The 16,970-nt window shown below is 63.9% G+C and carries 18 protein-coding genes; 8 read left to right on the top strand and 10 right to left on the bottom strand.

Going from position 1 to position 16,970, the window contains the following annotated elements; genetic code table 11:
• Positions 1-92: 92 nt before the first annotated feature.
• The gene (locus EWV37_RS15455) at positions 93-239 is read left to right on the top strand and encodes a hypothetical protein (RefSeq protein WP_158222896.1); all 147 of its coding nucleotides are present in this window, start codon (positions 93-95) and stop codon (positions 237-239) included.
• Between the two features lie 306 nt (positions 240-545).
• Positions 546-746, top strand: coding sequence for a DUF3073 domain-containing protein (locus EWV37_RS02035; RefSeq protein WP_095796411.1), 201 nt, complete (start codon positions 546-548; stop codon positions 744-746).
• A gap of 178 nt (positions 747-924) precedes the next feature.
• On the opposite strand, the gene purM is transcribed toward EWV37_RS02035, so the two are convergent.
• The 5 genes from purM to EWV37_RS02060 all read right to left on the bottom strand — a co-directional run bounded on the left by purM (position 925) and on the right by EWV37_RS02060 (position 5,528).
• A complete protein-coding gene (purM, locus tag EWV37_RS02040; protein ID WP_095796412.1) occupies positions 925-2,088 on the bottom strand; it encodes a phosphoribosylformylglycinamidine cyclo-ligase in 1,164 nt (387 codons plus the stop codon).
• The gene (gene purF, locus EWV37_RS02045; protein ID WP_095796413.1) at positions 2,085-3,629 is read right to left on the bottom strand and encodes an amidophosphoribosyltransferase; all 1,545 of its coding nucleotides are present in this window, start codon (positions 3,627-3,629) and stop codon (positions 2,085-2,087) included. The genes purM and purF overlap by 4 nt, the downstream gene beginning before the upstream one ends.
• Before the next feature lie 12 nt (positions 3,630-3,641).
• On the bottom strand, positions 3,642-3,983 hold the full coding sequence (locus EWV37_RS02050; protein ID WP_129699592.1) for an ABC-2 transporter permease: 342 nt from the start codon (positions 3,981-3,983) through the stop codon (positions 3,642-3,644).
• 79 nt (positions 3,984-4,062) lie between these two features.
• A complete protein-coding gene (locus EWV37_RS02055; RefSeq protein ID WP_095796415.1) occupies positions 4,063-4,428 on the bottom strand; it encodes a sterol carrier family protein in 366 nt (121 codons plus the stop codon).
• A gap of 98 nt (positions 4,429-4,526) precedes the next feature.
• Complete coding sequence (locus tag EWV37_RS02060) at positions 4,527-5,528, bottom strand: asparaginase (RefSeq protein WP_129699593.1); 1,002 nt, start codon at positions 5,526-5,528, stop codon at positions 4,527-4,529.
• Between the two features lie 71 nt (positions 5,529-5,599).
• Between EWV37_RS02060 and purD the strand changes: the two genes are divergently transcribed.
• Positions 5,600-6,895 (top strand): phosphoribosylamine--glycine ligase, encoded by a 1,296-nt coding sequence (purD, locus tag EWV37_RS02065; protein WP_095796417.1) that lies wholly within the window; start codon positions 5,600-5,602, stop codon positions 6,893-6,895.
• Entirely contained in the window at positions 6,892-7,863 is a 972-nt protein-coding gene (locus EWV37_RS02070) for a phosphoribosylaminoimidazolesuccinocarboxamide synthase (protein ID WP_095796418.1), read from the top strand. Before purD ends, EWV37_RS02070 begins: the two co-directional genes overlap by 4 nt.
• Before the next feature lie 132 nt (positions 7,864-7,995).
• On the opposite strand, the gene EWV37_RS02075 is transcribed toward EWV37_RS02070, so the two are convergent.
• The 3 genes from EWV37_RS02075 to EWV37_RS02085 are packed head-to-tail and all read right to left on the bottom strand — an operon-like array spanning position 7,996 to position 9,753.
• Positions 7,996-8,358 (bottom strand): MGMT family protein, encoded by a 363-nt coding sequence (locus tag EWV37_RS02075; RefSeq protein WP_095796419.1) that lies wholly within the window; start codon positions 8,356-8,358, stop codon positions 7,996-7,998.
• Positions 8,351-9,517 (bottom strand): sensor histidine kinase, encoded by a 1,167-nt coding sequence (locus EWV37_RS02080; protein WP_129699594.1) that lies wholly within the window; start codon positions 9,515-9,517, stop codon positions 8,351-8,353. Before EWV37_RS02080 ends, EWV37_RS02075 begins: the two co-directional genes overlap by 8 nt.
• 26 nt (positions 9,518-9,543) lie before the next feature.
• Positions 9,544-9,753: a hypothetical protein gene (locus EWV37_RS02085; RefSeq protein ID WP_129699595.1), complete on the bottom strand. Its 210-nt coding sequence runs from the start codon at positions 9,751-9,753 to the stop codon at positions 9,544-9,546.
• On the opposite strand from EWV37_RS02085, the gene EWV37_RS02090 reads away from it, so the two are divergent.
• Positions 9,752-10,513 (top strand): response regulator transcription factor, encoded by a 762-nt coding sequence (locus tag EWV37_RS02090; protein ID WP_095796420.1) that lies wholly within the window; start codon positions 9,752-9,754, stop codon positions 10,511-10,513. The genes EWV37_RS02085 and EWV37_RS02090 overlap by 2 nt on opposite strands.
• A 366-nt stretch (positions 10,514-10,879) precedes the next feature.
• Here EWV37_RS02090 and EWV37_RS02095 read toward each other — a convergent pair whose 3' ends face one another.
• Together EWV37_RS02095 and EWV37_RS02100 are read right to left on the bottom strand one after the other, a co-directional pair.
• Positions 10,880-11,602 (bottom strand): FadR/GntR family transcriptional regulator, encoded by a 723-nt coding sequence (locus tag EWV37_RS02095; RefSeq protein WP_095796421.1) that lies wholly within the window; start codon positions 11,600-11,602, stop codon positions 10,880-10,882.
• An 81-nt stretch (positions 11,603-11,683) separates the two neighbouring features.
• Positions 11,684-13,354 carry an L-lactate permease gene (locus tag EWV37_RS02100; RefSeq protein ID WP_095796422.1) on the bottom strand — a complete coding sequence of 557 codons (1,671 nt, stop codon included), beginning with the start codon at positions 13,352-13,354 and terminating at the stop codon, positions 11,684-11,686.
• 203 nt (positions 13,355-13,557) lie between these two features.
• Here EWV37_RS02100 and EWV37_RS02105 point away from each other — a divergent pair, with 203 nt between their 5' ends.
• From EWV37_RS02105 to EWV37_RS02115, 3 genes are read left to right on the top strand one after another with little or no spacing between them, the layout of a single operon-like run.
• Entirely contained in the window at positions 13,558-14,391 is an 834-nt protein-coding gene (locus EWV37_RS02105; RefSeq protein ID WP_095796423.1) for a (Fe-S)-binding protein, read from the top strand.
• On the top strand, positions 14,388-16,286 hold the full coding sequence (locus EWV37_RS02110) for a LutB/LldF family L-lactate oxidation iron-sulfur protein (RefSeq protein WP_095796424.1): 1,899 nt from the start codon (positions 14,388-14,390) through the stop codon (positions 16,284-16,286). Before EWV37_RS02105 ends, EWV37_RS02110 begins: the two co-directional genes overlap by 4 nt.
• Positions 16,283-16,927, top strand: coding sequence for a LutC/YkgG family protein (locus EWV37_RS02115; protein WP_095796425.1), 645 nt, complete (start codon positions 16,283-16,285; stop codon positions 16,925-16,927). The genes EWV37_RS02110 and EWV37_RS02115 overlap by 4 nt, the downstream gene beginning before the upstream one ends.
• Positions 16,928-16,970 lie beyond the last annotated feature (43 nt).

The following is a 16,970-nucleotide window of genomic DNA, read 5'->3' on the forward strand; positions in this document are numbered from 1 at the left end:
TGTCCATAAGCTCATGAGGGGCTGGAAACGACCCGGGGAGTGGGCAATTTCACGTTCAATGGGGAACCAACATGACAATTCAATATCGATCCATGATCCGTTCGACGTTGGCTTTCGCCGCAGCGTCGTTCATGATCGTCAACGCCATGCCGGCCGCGGCCGCAGAAACTGAAGAGGACTCGTTCTCGTTCGCGACGCTGGGTATGTGCGACCAAGAACCTGTGCGTAACCTGTACTGAATCACCATGAATGGTGACACCAGCGCGAATAATTACCTGAAATTCACCGTAAACCCGCACGTTCCGGCGGGTGGGTCAACCACCGGGTCCAGCTCAGGCGAAGTGGTCAATTACGAGCGGGTTCGCTTCGACCGAGGTCATGTAGAGGGTTTCTCCCAATGTGAGTGACCCCTCGTCAGCAAGGGCGGGTAAAAGCATGTAACCTGGACCTACGAAAAACTGACAAGATACTCCGGGGCCGTACTGTGTGCGCAGTGCGTTGAACAGTGCCGCCCATCGGACACGAGACGCAGAGGGGGTCACGCCATGGGGCGCGGCCGTCAAAAGGCGAAGGCGACACGGCAGGCGCGGGAGATGAAGTACTTCAGCCCGCAAACCGACTACTCGGCGCTGCAGCGCGAGCTGCGGTCCAACAAACCGTCCACCCGAGCCGTAGACCACGAGGATCGTCATGAGGAAGAAGATGATTACTCGGCCTACGCGGAGAAGTACTCCGACTACGACTGACCTGGTTCACGCGGAAACCCACTGAGGCCCGCACGACCGGCAGTGCAGCGCATGCGTCACGCGAACGTGGAGCACCACGTTTCGGGTCCAAGGACGTTGTAGTTCACAAGGAACCGCCCCACACCACGAGTGGTTGGGGCGGTTCCTTGTGCGCTTTTCTTCCCGCTCCGCGAATGACTCAGTGGGCGTACTTGCCCGTCATGAGCACCCCGCCGCCGTTCACGCCCTTGGCGCCTTGGACCCAGTCCAACCCGGCGTCCTTGGCGGACGGATCCACGGGGCCCACATGACCCATGATCCAAGAGCTCACGCCGCGCTTGTTGAGGTGCTCCACCGCGGCATCTGCGACTGAGGGGTCAACGATTGCGACCATGCCCACACCCAGGTTGAGGGTGCGTTCCAGATCGGGCTGGGGAACGTTGCCCAGCTGACCGACCAGCTGGAAGATGGCGGGCAACTCCCAGGTGGAACGATCCACGGTGGCCTGCAATCCTGCGGGCAGCACGCGTGCCAGGTTGGCTGCCAAACCGCCACCGGTCACGTGCGAGAAACCGCGCACGCCGTGGCCCGTCTGCCCGTCTTCTCCGTTGACGGGGAAGGCCCGAGCCAGGTCCAGGACATCAGCCGCGTACACGCGCGTGGGCTCAAGCAGTTCTTCGCCCAGGGTGCGTCCGAGTTCCGAGACCTGACGATCCAGCTGCCAGCCGGCCACATTGATCACCCGGCGCACCAGGGAGTAGCCATTGGAGTGAATGCCGGAGGATGCCATGCCGATGATCACGTCACCGGACTGCACGCGGTCCGGGCCGAGCAGCTCGTCGGCCTCGATGATGCCGGTGGCCGCTCCCGCGACGTCGTACTCGTCCGGGGCCAGCAGGCCCGGGTGCTCGGCAGTCTCGCCACCGACCAAGGAGGTTTCGGCGGCGTCGCAGGCCGCGGCAATGCCACGCACGATGTCCGCGATGCGCTCTGGAACCACCTTGCCGGTGGCGATGTAATCGGTCATGAACAACGGCTTGGCGCCCACCACCACGATGTCGTCCACGACCATGCCCACCAGGTCCCAGCCAATGGTGTCGTGGATGTCCAGGCTCTGGGCGATGGCCACCTTGGTGCCCACACCGTCCGTGGAGGTCGCCAGGTAGGGCTTGCGGTACTTGGTGAGTTCCGAGACATCGTAGAGACCGGCGAATCCGCCCACCCCACCGACCACGTTGGTCGAGTGAGTGGCCTTGACCGCGGACTTCATGAGTTCCACGGCGCGATCACCGGCTTCAACGTCCACTCCGGCGCTCGCGTAGGTCACGGACTGGGCGCTGGCGCCGTCTTGGATGTTGCTCATGCGCTGTTCTCCTGGGTGGCAGGTGTCTGAGGTTCGGTCTCGTTCAGCTCGTGGTGCTTCGCCGACGGCGCTGAGCTGCCCGGCGCTTCAAGCACGGCCTTTCCGAGCTTGTCGGCTTCGGGCAGGGGAGTGGGGTACGTGCCGGAGAAGCATGCGGTGCACAGGATCTCCCGCGGCTGCTTGGTCGCCTCGACCATGCCTTCCTGAGAGATGTACCCCAAGGAATCGGCACCCAGCGAGGCGCGGATGTCTTCCACTGCCAGCCCGTTGGCGATCAGCTCCGCACGCGAAGCGAAGTCGATGCCGTAGAAGCACGGCCACTTGATGGGCGGGGATGAGATCCGAATGTGGATTTCCGCCGCACCGGCTTCGCGCAGCATGCGCACCAGTGCACGCTGGGTGTTGCCGCGCACGATCGAGTCGTCCACGACGATCAGCTTCTTGCCCGCGACGATCGAACGCAGCGGGTTGAGCTTGAGCCGGATGCCCAGTTGTCGGATGGTGTCCGAGGGCTGAATGAACGTGCGTCCGACATATGAGTTCTTGACCAGGCCGTGACCGAACGGAATACCGGCTGCCTCCGCGTAGCCGATGGCCGCGGGGGTTCCGGACTCCGGGGTGGGCATGACCAGATCGGCCTCGACCGCGTGCTCGCGAGCCAATTGGCGGCCCATTTCCACGCGGGATTCGTACACGGAGCGGCCGTTGATGGTGGTGTCCGGGCGGGCCAGGTACACGTACTCGAACACGCAACCCGCGCGCTTGGGTTCGGCGAATTGACGGGTGCGCAGGCCGTTCTCGTCCACGGCAATGAACTCGCCGGGCTCGATCTCGCGAACCAGCGAGGCGCCGACGATGTCCAGGGCGGCGGTCTCGGAAGCGACCACCCAGCCGCGCTCCAATCGACCCAGCACCAGCGGGCGGATGCCCTGGGGGTCGCGAGCGGCGTAGAGCGTGGTCTCGTCCATGAAGGACAAGCAGAAGGAGCCGGTGAGCTTGGGCAGCAGGTGCATGGCGGCGTCCTCGAGCGAATTATGAGGATGCTCCGCCAGCAAGGCCGTGATCAGCGCGGTGTCCGTGGTGTTGCCCTGGGCCATTTCGCCGCGCGACGGGAAACCGGACTTGTCGATCAGCTGGTCGTACAGCTCAGCCGAGTTGGTCAGGTTGCCGTTGTGCGCCAACGCCACGGTTCCGTGCGGGGTGGCACCCAGCGTCGGTTGTGCGTTGGCCCAGTGCGATCCACCCGTGGTGGAGTAGCGGCAGTGGCCCACGGCCACGTGCCCCTGAAGGGTGTTCAGGACGGTCTCGTCGAAGACCTGGGAGACGAGACCCATGTCCTTGTAGACCGAGATACGGTCGCCGCTGGACGTGGCAATACCCGCGGACTCCTGCCCGCGGTGCTGCAACGCGTAGAGACCGTAATACGCAAGTTTGGCTACGTCCTCGCCGGGGGCCCACACACCGAAAACGCCGCACGCGTCCTGGGGGCCTTTTTCGCCGGGGAAGATGTCATGAGTGAGTTTTCCATCGGATCGAACCACAACAGCAGTGTCTCACGATCCGGGGCGGTCACCACTGTCGTGTACGTCATCAACCTGTGCGGTGACATCGCGGGTGCGCTTGAGCGAAATCTTGTCGACGATCAATGACACGACCGAGCCAAGGCCTGCGCCGACCACCAGGCCGATGACCAGGAAGAACCCCATGATGGAGCCGCGGGTGTAGAACTGGGATTCCGGACCCAGCAACCCGAACAGGACGCCGGCCACGGCACCCAGAATCGCACCGGTGATGAGGAATGCGAGCAGATTGGGAGCGCGGCGAATGGTCATCTTCTCTTCGCGCGAAGGCTCGTCGGATGCGTGTTCGGGGGTGGTGTGGGGCATGGAACTCATGGGTTCCAGGCTATCGCGGGTTCGCCGTGACCGCTCACACCAGCGCTGGCGGGGGACCGGGGGTTTGCTGACAACCCGGTCAGCTGAACAGCGGTAGCCAGTCCGAGAGGTCGGTTCTGGTTCCCGACGCCGCCACGGTCCCGTTCCCCACGGCGCTCGCCCAGTCGAGTTGTCCGGTGGCCAGCCGGAGCCAGGTGAGAGCATCGGTCTCCACCACGTTCGGGGGAGTACCGCGCGTGTGCCGAGGCCCGGCCACGCACTGGGTCACACCGAACGGGGGTACGCGTACTTCCACCGAGTTGCCCTCGGCGCGGGTTGCCAGCTCTTCCAAGCAGTAGCGCACGGCCAACGCCGTGGTCTTACGCGGTGTCGATTCGGGGTCCTGACGCCACTGGGTCAGTGCCAGGGTGCCGTCCGCGGGATTGATCTTGCGACGCACGCTCACGGTGCAGTGCCTCCAGGAATAGGTGCGACATGGCTGGTGCGGAACAGTTCGCGACAGCTCGGGTCAAGACGGCGTGGGACAGAGGATGAGTGTGCGGGTCAGGCGAGCAGGTCCAGAACGGGACGCGCGAGCTTGATGGCCCCCACGGGTTTCCCGGCCCCGGTAATGGGGCGCAGGACCTTGTCCAGGACGCGAGCGACGTCGTCGGAGGAAATGGCACCTACCTGGGCGAGGAGTGTGAGGCCCACCAGCGCATTGGCTCGAGAGGAACCGTCGAGCATCTTGATGGCCACGGACCAGCCGCTACGCGTGCCCAGACCCAGCACACCTTCCGCGCCGAGCTTGGTGATCACGTCGAGTTCCTCCATGATCACGGTGTTGGAGCGGCCGGGGCCTTGAACGTATTCGGGGTAGTCGAGCATGGAGGTCGCGACCGTGGCGGCGCGGGCGTCGGCCTGAATATTACGTGCCGCGCGGCCCAGCGTGGAGTACATGCGAGCCAGGCCGGTAAGCGTGAGGGCGGTAAGCGGTGCACCGCAACCGTCGATGCCCACGTGCTGGACCTGTTCACCGGAGAAGTCCTCGATGGTCTCGACCACGAGCTTCTGCAGCGGGTGCTGCGGATCCAGGTAGCTGTCCAGGGGCCATTCGTTGACCACGCAGGCCCACAAGAAGGCCGCGTGCTTGCCCGAGCAGTTCATGCACATGCGGTTCTTGCCACGCTCGGTGCGGATCAGCCAGGCGCGGGTGTCCTCGTCCTGCGGCCAGTCCTTCGGGCACTGCAGGGAGTCTGGGGTCAGGCCTGCCGCCTTGAGGATGGAACTCACGGCGTCCAGATGGTCGAACGTACCGGTGTGGGAGGCGGCTGCGATGGCCACCTGATCCCCGCGCAACGGCGCGCCGGCCTTCATGGAGGCGATGGCCTGGAACGGTTTGAGCGTTGAGCGGGGGAAGATCAGTTCGTCCGGGGCGCCCAGTGACAGGGCCACGGAGCCATCGGGTGCCAACACCACGGCCGAGCCGCGATGCCGGGATTCCACGAACCCGCTGCGCTCCACCTCGGCGAGATCGACGGCCTGTTCAGAACTGAATGTGTGCATGAAGTCCAGTATGTCAGCGCGATCATGCGAAACGTTGGAGTAGGTGGACCCAGTGCCGATACGCTGAGCACGTGAAGGTTTTGGTGGTGGGCCCAGGCGGCCGAGAACACGCGATAATCAAGTCCCTGCTGGCAGATCCCAAGGTCAGTGAAGTCCACGCTGCGCCAGGTAACGCCGGGATCGCCCAGGATGTCCCCGTGCACGCCGTCAACGCGCAGGATCCCGAGGCGGTCACCGAGCTGGCTCGCCAACTGCATGCGGATCTCGTGGTCGTGGGCCCCGAGGCGCCACTGGTCGCGGGCGTGGGGGATGCCCTGCGCGCGGCCGGCTTCCCGGTGTTCGGGCCCTCCAAGGATGCCGCGCACATCGAAGGCTCCAAGGCGTTCGCCAAGGAGATCATGTCCGCCGCCAATGTGCCCACCGCGCGTGCCGTGGCCACCTCCGACATGGCCGACGTGCGCGAGGCGCTCACTGAGTTCGGCGCCCCGCACGTGGTCAAGGACGACGGTCTGGCCGCGGGTAAGGGCGTGGTGGTCACGGACGAGCGTGACCGCGCAGAAGCCCATGCCCGCGAGTGCATCGAGGCCGGCGGCGCGGTGGTGATCGAGGAGTTCCTGGACGGCCCTGAGGTCTCCTTGTTCGTCATCACCGACGGTGAGCGCGTGGTTCCGTTGATCCCCGCGCAGGACTTCAAGCGCGTGCGCGACAACGACCAGGGCCCCAATACCGGTGGCATGGGTGCTTACACGCCTCTGGGCTGGCTGCCCGAGGGCTTCACGCACGAGGTCGTCGAGCGCGTGGCTCGGCCCGTGGTCAACGAATTACGACGCCGCGGCGCACCCTTTGTAGGCGTGCTCTACTGCGGCCTGGCGGTCACCAAGCGCGGCGTGCAGGTCATCGAGTTCAACGCGCGTTTCGGAGACCCCGAGACGCAGTCCGTGCTGGCAATGCTCGAATCCCCGCTCGGGGAGCTCATGCTCGACGCCGCGCAGGGTCGCCTTTCCGAGGACCGAGCGCTGCAGTGGAAGCCCGGCGCATCCGTGACCGTGGTGCTTGCCGCCCAGAACTACCCCGGCGCCCCGCGCAAGGGCGACGTCATCACCGGGCTGGAGCAGGTCGGGACCGTGGACGAGACCCACGTGATCCATGCCGGCACCGCCACGAATGACGCAGGAGAGGTTGTTTCCGCAGGTGGCCGCGTGCTGGCCGTGGTGTCCCACGGGGCGGACCTCAACGAAGCGCGTGAGCGTGGTTATCGTGGGATGGAAGTGATCTCCCTCCCCGGCGCGCACTACCGCAGCGACATTGCGCTCGCTGCTGCCGAGGGGCGCATCACCTTCCCGACCACAGCTGAGGAGCAAGCATGAGTGAGCACCCCGCACCGCTCGAGATCCCCGGGTGGAAGCACGCCTATACGGGCAAAGTTCGTGAACTCTACATTCCGGACGAATCCCGCCTGCGCGCTACTGGCGTGGCCATCAACGACAACGCCGAGTATCGCGCCGGATCCGTGCTGGTGGTCGCAAGTGATCGGATTTCCGCTTTCGACCAGGTGCTGCCCACCGAGATCCCGGACAAGGGCATCATCCTGAACCAGTTGTCCCTGTGGTGGTTCGAACAACTCACTGGGATTCCCAATCACATTCTCACGACCGACGTGCACGAGTCCGTGCGTGGTCGCGCGGTGATCTGCAAGAACCTGTCCATGTTCCCGGTCGAGAACATTGTGCGCGGTTATCTGACCGGCTCCGGCCTCAAGGATTACAACGCATCGGGGTCGATCTGCGGCGTGAAGTTGCCCGAGGGCCTGGAAGATGGTGATCGGTTGGAAAACCCCATCTTCACCCCCACCGGCAAGGCGGAACTGGGCGAACACGACGAACCCATCACCTTCCAGGAAATGGCTGATGTGGTGGGCAATGCGGTTGCCGATCGTCTCCGCGAGCTGTCGCTCAACATTTATCTCGAGGCCGAGGAGATCGCACGGGAACGCGGGATCATCGTGGCCGACACCAAGATGGAGTTCGGTCTGGACTCCTACCGCGGTGCCATCACCCTGGGTGACGAGGTTCTGACCCCGGATTCATCCCGGTTCTGGGACGCCGAGACCTACAAGCCGGGTCAGGCCCAGCCCTCGTTCGACAAGCAGTACGTTCGCGACTGGTTGCGCTCCGACGAATCCGGGTGGGACGGCAACGGGCCGGTACCGGAACTTCCCGAAGACGTGGTCGAGAAGACCCGTGCACGATACGTGGAAGCCTATGAACGACTCACCGGGCGCGCTTTCGACCCCAAGGGACCCTTCTACGAAGTCGCGGGCCCCACGGAGTACTGAGCGCGCGGAGTACCAAGCGCGGGACAGCAACGCGGTCCGTGATTTTTGATCTTGACGCCTTGATTCCTGAGTACTTGATTCCTGAGTACCGGGGCTCCTTGGCCGCCCTGACTGGGGTCGGGGCGTTGGATCCTAGCCTGCTGGGACCGCGAAGTCATCCGGTGGATCATCCCAGCGGGCGGCGCTCATCGCCACCTGTACCAAGTGGGCGTCGGTGTCCTTGAGGGGTGTGCCCTCGTTCACGTAGTGCTCGCGGGCTGCGATCTGCAAGTGATCCGGCAGGGAGCCGTCCGCTCGAACGATCCGCCACCAGGCGACGTCGTCCCCGGCGAGACCGCGGGACATGATGCGCGCCGCAAGCCTGGCCGAACTCAGCCCCGCGAGTTCGGCCACATCACCGTAGGACAGGACCGAACCGGGCGGTACCAAGAGGACCACGTTGCGCACTGCTCGTGCGGCGGCGTCTCCGGTGAGCGGGTAGGGCGAATCAGGCATCGCCAAAGGGGATCCGCACGTCCAGAACCCATCGATCGTCCTGGGGGCCGTAGGTGACTTCACCATTGAGCAGCGCAACGCGCTCCTGGATCCCGTGCAGACCGTAACCGGAGGTCATCGGGAACTCACCGTCATCGGACCTGTATGACTGCTGCAGTTTGTTCTCCGTGCGGATCATCACCGAATTGGCATCCGTGGTGAGCGACAGCAGGCATGTCGAGCCCGCAGGGGCGTACTTGATGATGTTGGTGGACGCCTCCTGGAGGATGCGTGCCGCGGTACCGCGTACGGAGGTGGGCAGTTTCTCGAAACCGTCGACGGTGTTCACGGTGACCGAGAATCCGGCTGCTGTGAGACTCGCGCTCAGGGAGTCGACCAAGCTTTCCAGGGAACCGGTCGTCAAACCGGACGAGTTGTCATTGCGGCTCACAGCGCCCGGGGATTCGCGCAGAATGTGCAGCAGAGTACGCAGTTCCTGCAAGCCAGAGCGGGCCGCGTTCTCCATGGTGGAAATGGTGTCGTGCAGAACTACCGGGTCGTTCTGTCGGTGGGATCCCGCGGCCTGCATGGTCACCAGGGTGAGCTCGTGGGCGACCACGTCGTGGAGGTCACGTGCGAGCTCCAATCGTTCCTGTTCGCGCAACTGCTGGTGAGCGGCCTCGATGCTCCTCAGCCGCGCTTTGTTCTCGCGATGCTGGATCACAAAGAATCGCAACGCCACGCCGATGAGCACACCAGTCACCAGGGGCGTTCCCATGATCCACAGAACGTCCGTGGTGCTCTCCACCACCACGGCCGTGATGGTCCACGCTGCGAGGATCACGCTGTAGATGATGGTCATGACCCGAGGCAACATGCTCACCGTGGCAATGGTGACGATGACCGCGCAAATCAGGGTGAAACCGTAGTTGTGCGTGAACAGTGCGAGAGCCAATGGAACCAGAAGTAGGGCGCTCGCAATTCCCGGGCGCCACGCGATCAGTGCCAATGAGACGTAGCCCAGGATCATCTGAACGGCAATGACAACCATCGTGGCGGGGGCTTGATCCACCGATTCCAGCGCCCGAAGATCGTCGAAGAGCGCGATGGCGGCGAAAAGTACCAGTGTGACTCGAAGCCAGACCGGGAGTGGGCTGGTGCGGTTAAATCCCTCCCGCACTGAGGTGGAACCAGCCGGTGCGGCGATTACCACCCGCCGCAGAGTTGGGGGACGTACCGGCACAGGACGCTACCGGGTCCCTTTTCCGCCGGGCCCTGCTGAGCACTCAAGGTGGGGCCACCCAGGGTGAACAGGAGCGAGCACGCGATCAGAGCTGCTGCGAGGGCTCGTTTGAAACTCGTCAAAGAGCCGGTTTGGTCAGCATGGATGCGGGAAATGGCATGAGGAGAGTTCATGCCATCAGTTTATGATCAGATTATGAGTTTGTGCACCCTTATTTTGGTAGATGACCATCCACTCATGCGTGACGCGTTGCGGAATTTATTCGATGCGGAGCCCGGTTTTCAAGTTTTGGGTGAAGCGTCGGAGGGCGCGGAGGCGGTGCAGAAATGCCTCGAGCTTGACCCGGACGTGGTGCTCATGGACATCAGAATGCCCGGAATGGATGGGATCGAGGCCACTGCTGAGATCGTTCAGCAAGCTCCGCGTTCAAAAGTTTTGGCTCTCACAACCTTTTCTACTCTGGAGTATGTTGTCCCGGCACTGAGAGCGGGTGCCTCCGGATATCTGGTCAAAGACGCCCGACATGAAGAAATTGTTTCGGCGGTGCTGCAAGTTCGCGAGGATGAAATGACGCTGTCGCAGTCTGTGGCGAATTCGTTGGCCAACAATGTTCTCGGTGATGTGCCCGTTCCCTCGGTGCGCAGAAGTCGGAGCGCAACACCCAGTACACCGCCCGCGGCCCCCGCCGCAGCGAGCCAACAATCCTTCGTGCCGGACCTGACCGCACGGGAACTGGAAACCCTGCGCTGGATCGCCAAGGGGCTCAACAACAATGAGATCGCGGACCAGATGAAGGTCTCCCACGGCAGCGTCAAGGCGTACGTGTCCCAGCTGTGCGACAAATTGGGTGCACGGGACCGCGTGCAGGTGTTGATCGCGGGCATCCAGAGCGGTCTGGTCGAGCCCGAACTGACCGAAGATCTGACGCAGTGAAGTCACTCACAGGCTTTTAACAGGTTAGAGGCCTCAACTCTGGCCATTTGGCCATGTTCTCCCGGTGGTGAAGTGCGGCAAAGTAATACATGAACACGACGAAGGAAGTGTTCATCGACTCAGGACCTTGAGTGGACGCGGTGAGTGTACGGCGCCGTAGCACGAAAGCTTGGGTCACGCTGAACTCGCGGCGGGGGTCTTGTACGGCCCTCCCCGGTTAGAGCTCCGGAAGACTTGGATCACCTTGCGTGACGCTCCGAGACTCCCGTCGCGTCAGCACCATGAGAAGTAGAGTGCGGCCCCTCTCGACCAGGAGGGGCCGCACTACTTTTTCAGATCAGAAATGTGGCGCTGGTCGGTCTGCGATTACTTCTCGGCTCGGGGTACCAGGCTGTAGAACCAGGTGATGTGATCGCGCAGCAAACGGGTCGCTAGTTTCCCATCGCGATCGGTCACTGCCGTGAAGATGTCCCGGTGCTGGGTTTGCAGCGTGGCTCGGATGCTTGGCCAATCCTCAAGGGTCGCTACCGTCTCTTGCACGTAGCCGATGGTTGCTTCGCGCAGCGACACCATGATGGTCTCCAGTACCACGTTGCCGGCCAGCGAGGTCAAGAGCAGGTGGAACTGGGCGTCCAAGGCATGGAACTCGTCATTGGAGATCTCCGGGTCGTCCATGCGGTCCAGAAGATCGCGGGCATGGCTCAGGATGTCGTCCCGGTCAGTGTGATCGTCGTTCTCGCCCGAGGCTGCGTCCCAGGCTGCCTGGGTCTCCAGCAGGAGGCGCGTGGTGACGACGTCCTTGACCGGTAGCGCCCTGGTGGCGATGTGCATGCGCAGTGCCCATCCGAGAGCGGCCGAGGGTTCGGAAATCACCGTGGCACCGGCTTGCGGGCCTGATCCGGTGGCAGAGCGCGCCAGGCCCATGGCGTCGAGGATGCGTATTGCCTCGCGTACGGACGCCCGGGAAATGCTGAAGTGCTCCGCAAGAGCCCGTTCTGCAGGCAGCTTGTCGCCCACCCGGATCTTCCCGTGGCGCAACTGCTCCTCGAGCCAGTTCAACACCACCGTGTAGGCGGGGGTGGCAACCATGCGATCCTCCTGCGGTCGTTGAAAGAAAACCGCCCGCCACCCGTGATGCACGAGTGGCGGGCGGTTTATGCATCGCCAAGTCTATGCGGCGGGAAGCATCCAAGCGAGCACGTTGGACTGCAGGAACACCAAACCGCACAGCACGATCAGCATGCCGATGGACCAGGGGATCACCGAACGGAAGATCTTGGACTCCTGCCCCTGCATGCTCACTGCGGTCGCGGCAATGGCCAGGGACTGCGGCGAGATCATCTTGCCGACCACGCCGCCGGAGGTGTTGGCCGCGGTCATCAGGTAGGGATCCAGTCCGGATTCCAGAGCGGCGGTCTTCTGCAGGTTGGCGAACAGCGCGTTGGCGGAGGTATCCGAACCGGTCACGGCGGTGCCCACCCAACCCAGGACGGGGGAGAAGAATGCGAACGCCGCGCCCAGCCCGGCCACGAACGTACCGATGGAAATGGTCTGGCCGGAGAAGTTCATGACGTAGGCCAGAGCCAACACGGACGCAATGGTCAGGGCGGAGAAGCGCATCTTCCACGCGCTGCGCCCGATCTCCGCAATCGCGTTGCCCACGGTGAGCTTGAAGCGGCCGTGGTGGTTGAACACGGAGTAGATGATGGCGACCAGCAAACCGGAGATCAACAACAGGGTGCCGGGGCTGGAGAGCCACTGGAAGTTGTAGACGGAACCGGAAATGGGTTCACCGGCAGAGTTGAGCAGGTGACCGTGCAGGCCGGGCCACGGGATCTTGATGTCGGTGGCGGCCAGTGCCTGAGGAATATTGACACCCCAGGTCCACAGCTTGGCGATACCGAAGACCACGACCACCAGGATGTAGGGCAGAACAGCCATCCACGCACGCACGGGGGTGAGGCCTTCCACGCTCTGGGGGCGATCAATGCCCAGATCCGCACGGACCTCCTCGGTGCCTTTGGGCTTCCAGAAGCGCATGAGGATCACGGCGGCGGCCAGGCCGGCCAAGGATGCCACGACGTCCGTGAGTTCGTAGGAGAAGTGCGTGGCGCACCACCACTGGGCGATGGCGAACGTACCGCCCACGGCCAGCGCTGCGGGCCAGGCCTGCTTGAGGCCCCGAACGCCGTCGACGATCATGAGCAGGAAGAACGGGACCACGAACGCGAAGAACGGTGCCTGGTGGCCGACCACGGCGCCGATGTGGGCCGGATCCAGGCCGGTGAGCACGCCGGCGGTGGTGATGGGGATGGCGATGGCGCCGAAGGCCACGGGCGCGGTGTTGGCGATCAGTACCACCGTGGCGGTCTTGAGTGGCTTGAGGCCCAACGCCAGGATCATGGTGGCGGTAATTGCCACGGGCGCACCGAAACCGGCGAGGGCTTCCAAGAGGCCGCCGAAGCAGAACGCGATCAGCATAGCCTGGATACGCAGGTCGCCGCCGCCGATGGTGTCGAAGATGGTGCGCAGATCCTCGAAACGTCCGGACAGTACCGTCACCTGGTAGAACCACAGCGCCATGACCACGATCCACACGATGGGGAACAAGCCGTAGACGGCACCCTGAGTGGCGCTCAATGCGGCCAGCTGCGCGGGCATGTTGAACCCGAAGATCGCGACGAGCAGGGCGGCACCCAGAGCGGTGAGGCCGGCAACGTGCGCGCTGGTCTTGAACGCCAGCAGCATCACGAAGAACGTGAGCAAGGGGATGCAGCCCACCAGGGCTGAAAGTCCGACACTGCCACCCACGGCGTCGGTCATGGCGGTAAATGTGGTCACGCTGTCTCCTGTGCGCTCCGGTGGGTCCGTTTGTATGGTCGGACCACAATGGTCAGACCACGAAGCATACATGATGCTCGTCACACCGCACAGTTACTTCCGGAGCGCTTTGCCGGGGTGATCAAGAAGCTTGCTTGTGTGATCACGTTCACTCACCTAGCATGGTCAGACCACAGGAGCCAGAGTTATCGGAGATCAACGTTGTGAGAATCGCACTGTTCGCCACGTGCATCGTGGACGCTATGTATCCCAAGGTGGCGCTGGCCACCGTGCGCGTTCTGGAGCGCCTCGGCCACGAGGTGGTGTTCCCGCAGGGACAGGGTTGCTGCTCGCAGATGCACGTCAACAGCGGCTACTTCGACGACGCGATGCCGGTCATCCGTAATCACGTCAAGGCCTTCACCGAGGTCGAGTTCGACGTCGCCGTGGCGCCTTCCGGCTCGTGCGTCGCCTCGCTGGGACACCAACAGCCGATGGTTGCACGCAAGTGCGGGGATGACCTGCTGGCCGAACAGGCCGCGGATGTTGCCGCCAATACCTATGAACTCTCCGAACTGTTGATCGACGTGCTGGGCGTGACCGATGCCGCCGAGCAGCTCGGTTCGTGGTTCCCGGACACCGTGACCTATCACCCCTCGTGCCACGGCATGCGTTTGCTGGACCTGGGGGATCGACAGAAGGACCTGGTGAAGTCCGTGGGTGGCATCGACTACCGGGAACTCCCGGATGCCGAAGAATGCTGCGGATTCGGCGGCACGTTCTCCTTCAAGAACCCGGACGTCTCCGGAGCCATGGCGGAAGCCAAGCTGCGCAACATCGAGGCCTCGGGCGCGTCCCTGTGCACCGGAGGCGACTCATCCTGCTTGATGCACCTGGGCGGTGCCGCATCCAAGCGCAAGGCGCCCGTGCGCACCGTGCACTTCGTGGAGATTCTGGCCTCCACCAAGGAGAATCCCCTCGTGGTGGAGGGGCCCGTGGAACTGTCCATTCCCGCGCGAGGTGCGCGAGTGGCGTCGAACGCTGGAGGTAACCGATGAGCATCACCGATCTGGGCATGCCCGCGGTGCGTCCCGTGCACGGGCAGGGCAATCTGCACGCACAGGTCGCGTTCCCCAAGGCCGCCAAGGAAGAACTCAAGAACGATCAGATGCGGGCCAACATCCGGCACGCGACGCACACCATCCGCGGCAAGCGCGCCAACGTGGTGGGCGAGGTCCCGGACTGGCAGCAGCTGCGCGATGCGGGGTCCGCGATCAAGGAACGCGTGATGGCCAATCTGCCCGAGCTGCTCGAAGCGTTCGAGCAGAACGTGATCGCCCGCGGCGGCGTGGTGCACTGGGCGCGTGACGCGGATGAGGCCAACCGGATCGTGACCGAGCTCGTGCAAGAGACCGGCACGTCGGACGTCATCAAGGTCAAGTCCATGGCCACGCAGGAAATCGGTCTGGACGCGCACCTCGAGGAACACGGCATCACCGCGACCGAGACGGACCTCGCGGAGTTGATCGTGCAGCTGGGTCACGACAAGCCCTCGCACATCCTGGTGCCCGCGATTCACAAGAACCGCGAGGAGATCCGTGAGATCTTCCGCCGCGAAATGCCCGAAACCACGGACGAGCTCACGAGCGAACCGCGGGTTCTCGCTGAGGCCGCGCGGCAGCACCTGCGGGAGAAGTTCCTGGCCACGCGCGTGGCGATCAGCGGTGCGAACTTCGGCATCGCCGATACCGGCACGCTGTCCGTGGTCGAGTCCGAGGGCAACGGTCGCATGTGCCTCACGCTCCCGGACACCCTGATCACGGTCATGGGGATCGAAAAGCTGCTGCCTTCGTACGAGGACCTCGAGGTCTTCTTCCAGCTGCTGCCGCGGTCCTCGACCGGCGAGCGGATGAACCCCTACACCTCGCTGTGGACGGGGGTCACGCCCGGCGACGGGCCGCAGAACTTCCACGTGGTGCTGCTCGACAACGGCCGCTCCGCGGTGCTGTCCGATCCGGATGGTCGTTCCGCGTTGCACTGCATCCGCTGCTCAGCCTGCCTCAATGTATGCCCGGTCTACGAGCACGCCGGCGGTCACGCGTACGGTTCCACGTATCCGGGGCCCATCGGCGCAATCCTGTCGCCGCAGCTCACGGGCATCACCTCCGAGGAGAACGCATCCCTGCCGTACGCGTCTTCGCTGTGCGGCGCCTGCTACCAGGTGTGTCCCGTCAAGATCAATATTCCGGACATTCTGGTGCACCTGCGCGACGAGGACATTCGCACCAAGCACGGCGAACGCACCCAGGACGACGCCGCCCCGGCTCCCGTTTCTCACGACCTCGCCACGGAATCCGCGGACAACTGGCGGTCGGAGAAAGCGCTGACGGGTGATGCGGATTCCGAGCGGACCGATCCTGGCACACGTTCTCGAGGTGCGACCGTGCGCGGAGCAGCGAGTGACGTTGCCGCGTCCGTGCGATCCGCGGGACGCAAGATTTCTAAGTCCGCTCCGGCCAAGAAGGTCCCCACCCAGATGGACGCCATGATGAAGGGGGCCTCGTTCGTGATGTCCTCGGGTAAGCGCATGTCCCTGGCAGAAAAGGGTCTGCCGCTGGGCCGTGTGGTCGCCGGACGCGATCACGCCATCGGTTGGCTCCCCGGCATGGTGGGTGGTTGGACGCAGCAGCGAGACATCCCCGAACCGCCCAAGCAGTCCTTCCGCAACTGGTGGAAGAAACACGAGGGTGAGACCGAACAGCGACTGGCCCAGGACGGCGTCGTCGCTTTTGCTTCGAGCGAGGAATCTGCGGACGGGCCCGCGACCACGCGACGGACGGAGCAGGACGATGCTGTACCGGCGATCCCGCCGGAGAACTCTGCAAAACAGCCCACCGCCGAGCCGGACCAGCTCGGCAACGGCACCAACGACCAGGACGGAGCACAGCGATGAGCGCGGACGCCAAAACCGAGATCTTGGCCCGCATCCGCGGCGCGCTGGCCGATCAGCCAGCCGTGGCGGAGACTCCGCGGGAGTATCGGAAGACCTCGGAATTGTCCCGCGAGGAGATCGTGGAGATGCTCGAGGACCGGTTGCTGGACTACAAGGCCAATGTGTTCCGTGAAACCGCGGAGACCGTGGCGGAGCGGATCGCGACCCAGCTCGGCGCGTCGGCTCGTTACGTGATCCCCGATGTGTTCGATACCGCGTTCCTGCCGGAAGATACCGCTGCTCGCCGTGCGATCGTCGATCCGAACGATGCTCGTAAGGCGTCAGCTCTGGGTGTGCGCGAACTGAACCAGGTGGATGCGGTGGTGACGTCCTCCACGGTGTCCTGTGCGCAGACGGGAACGATCTTCCTGTCCGGCAGGCCCAATGAGGGACGTCGCGCGATCACCCTGGTCCCGGATCACCACATCTGCATCGTGCCGCTGGATTCGATCGTGGAACTGATCCCGGAAGCCATGGCCCGTGTGGAGCCGACCGCTCCCACGACCATGATTTCCGGGCCATCAGCGACTTCGGACATCGAGCTGGAACGAGTGGAGGGCGTCCACGGCCCCCGCACCCTGGATGTGATCCTGCTGGGCTGATGGAGCCGGCGTCCCCGGACCGCTCGGACAGCCTCATGTGAGG

It is taken from the genome of Kocuria carniphila (assembly GCF_004136555.1).
Classification (GTDB): domain Bacteria; phylum Actinomycetota; class Actinomycetes; order Actinomycetales; family Micrococcaceae; genus Kocuria; species Kocuria carniphila.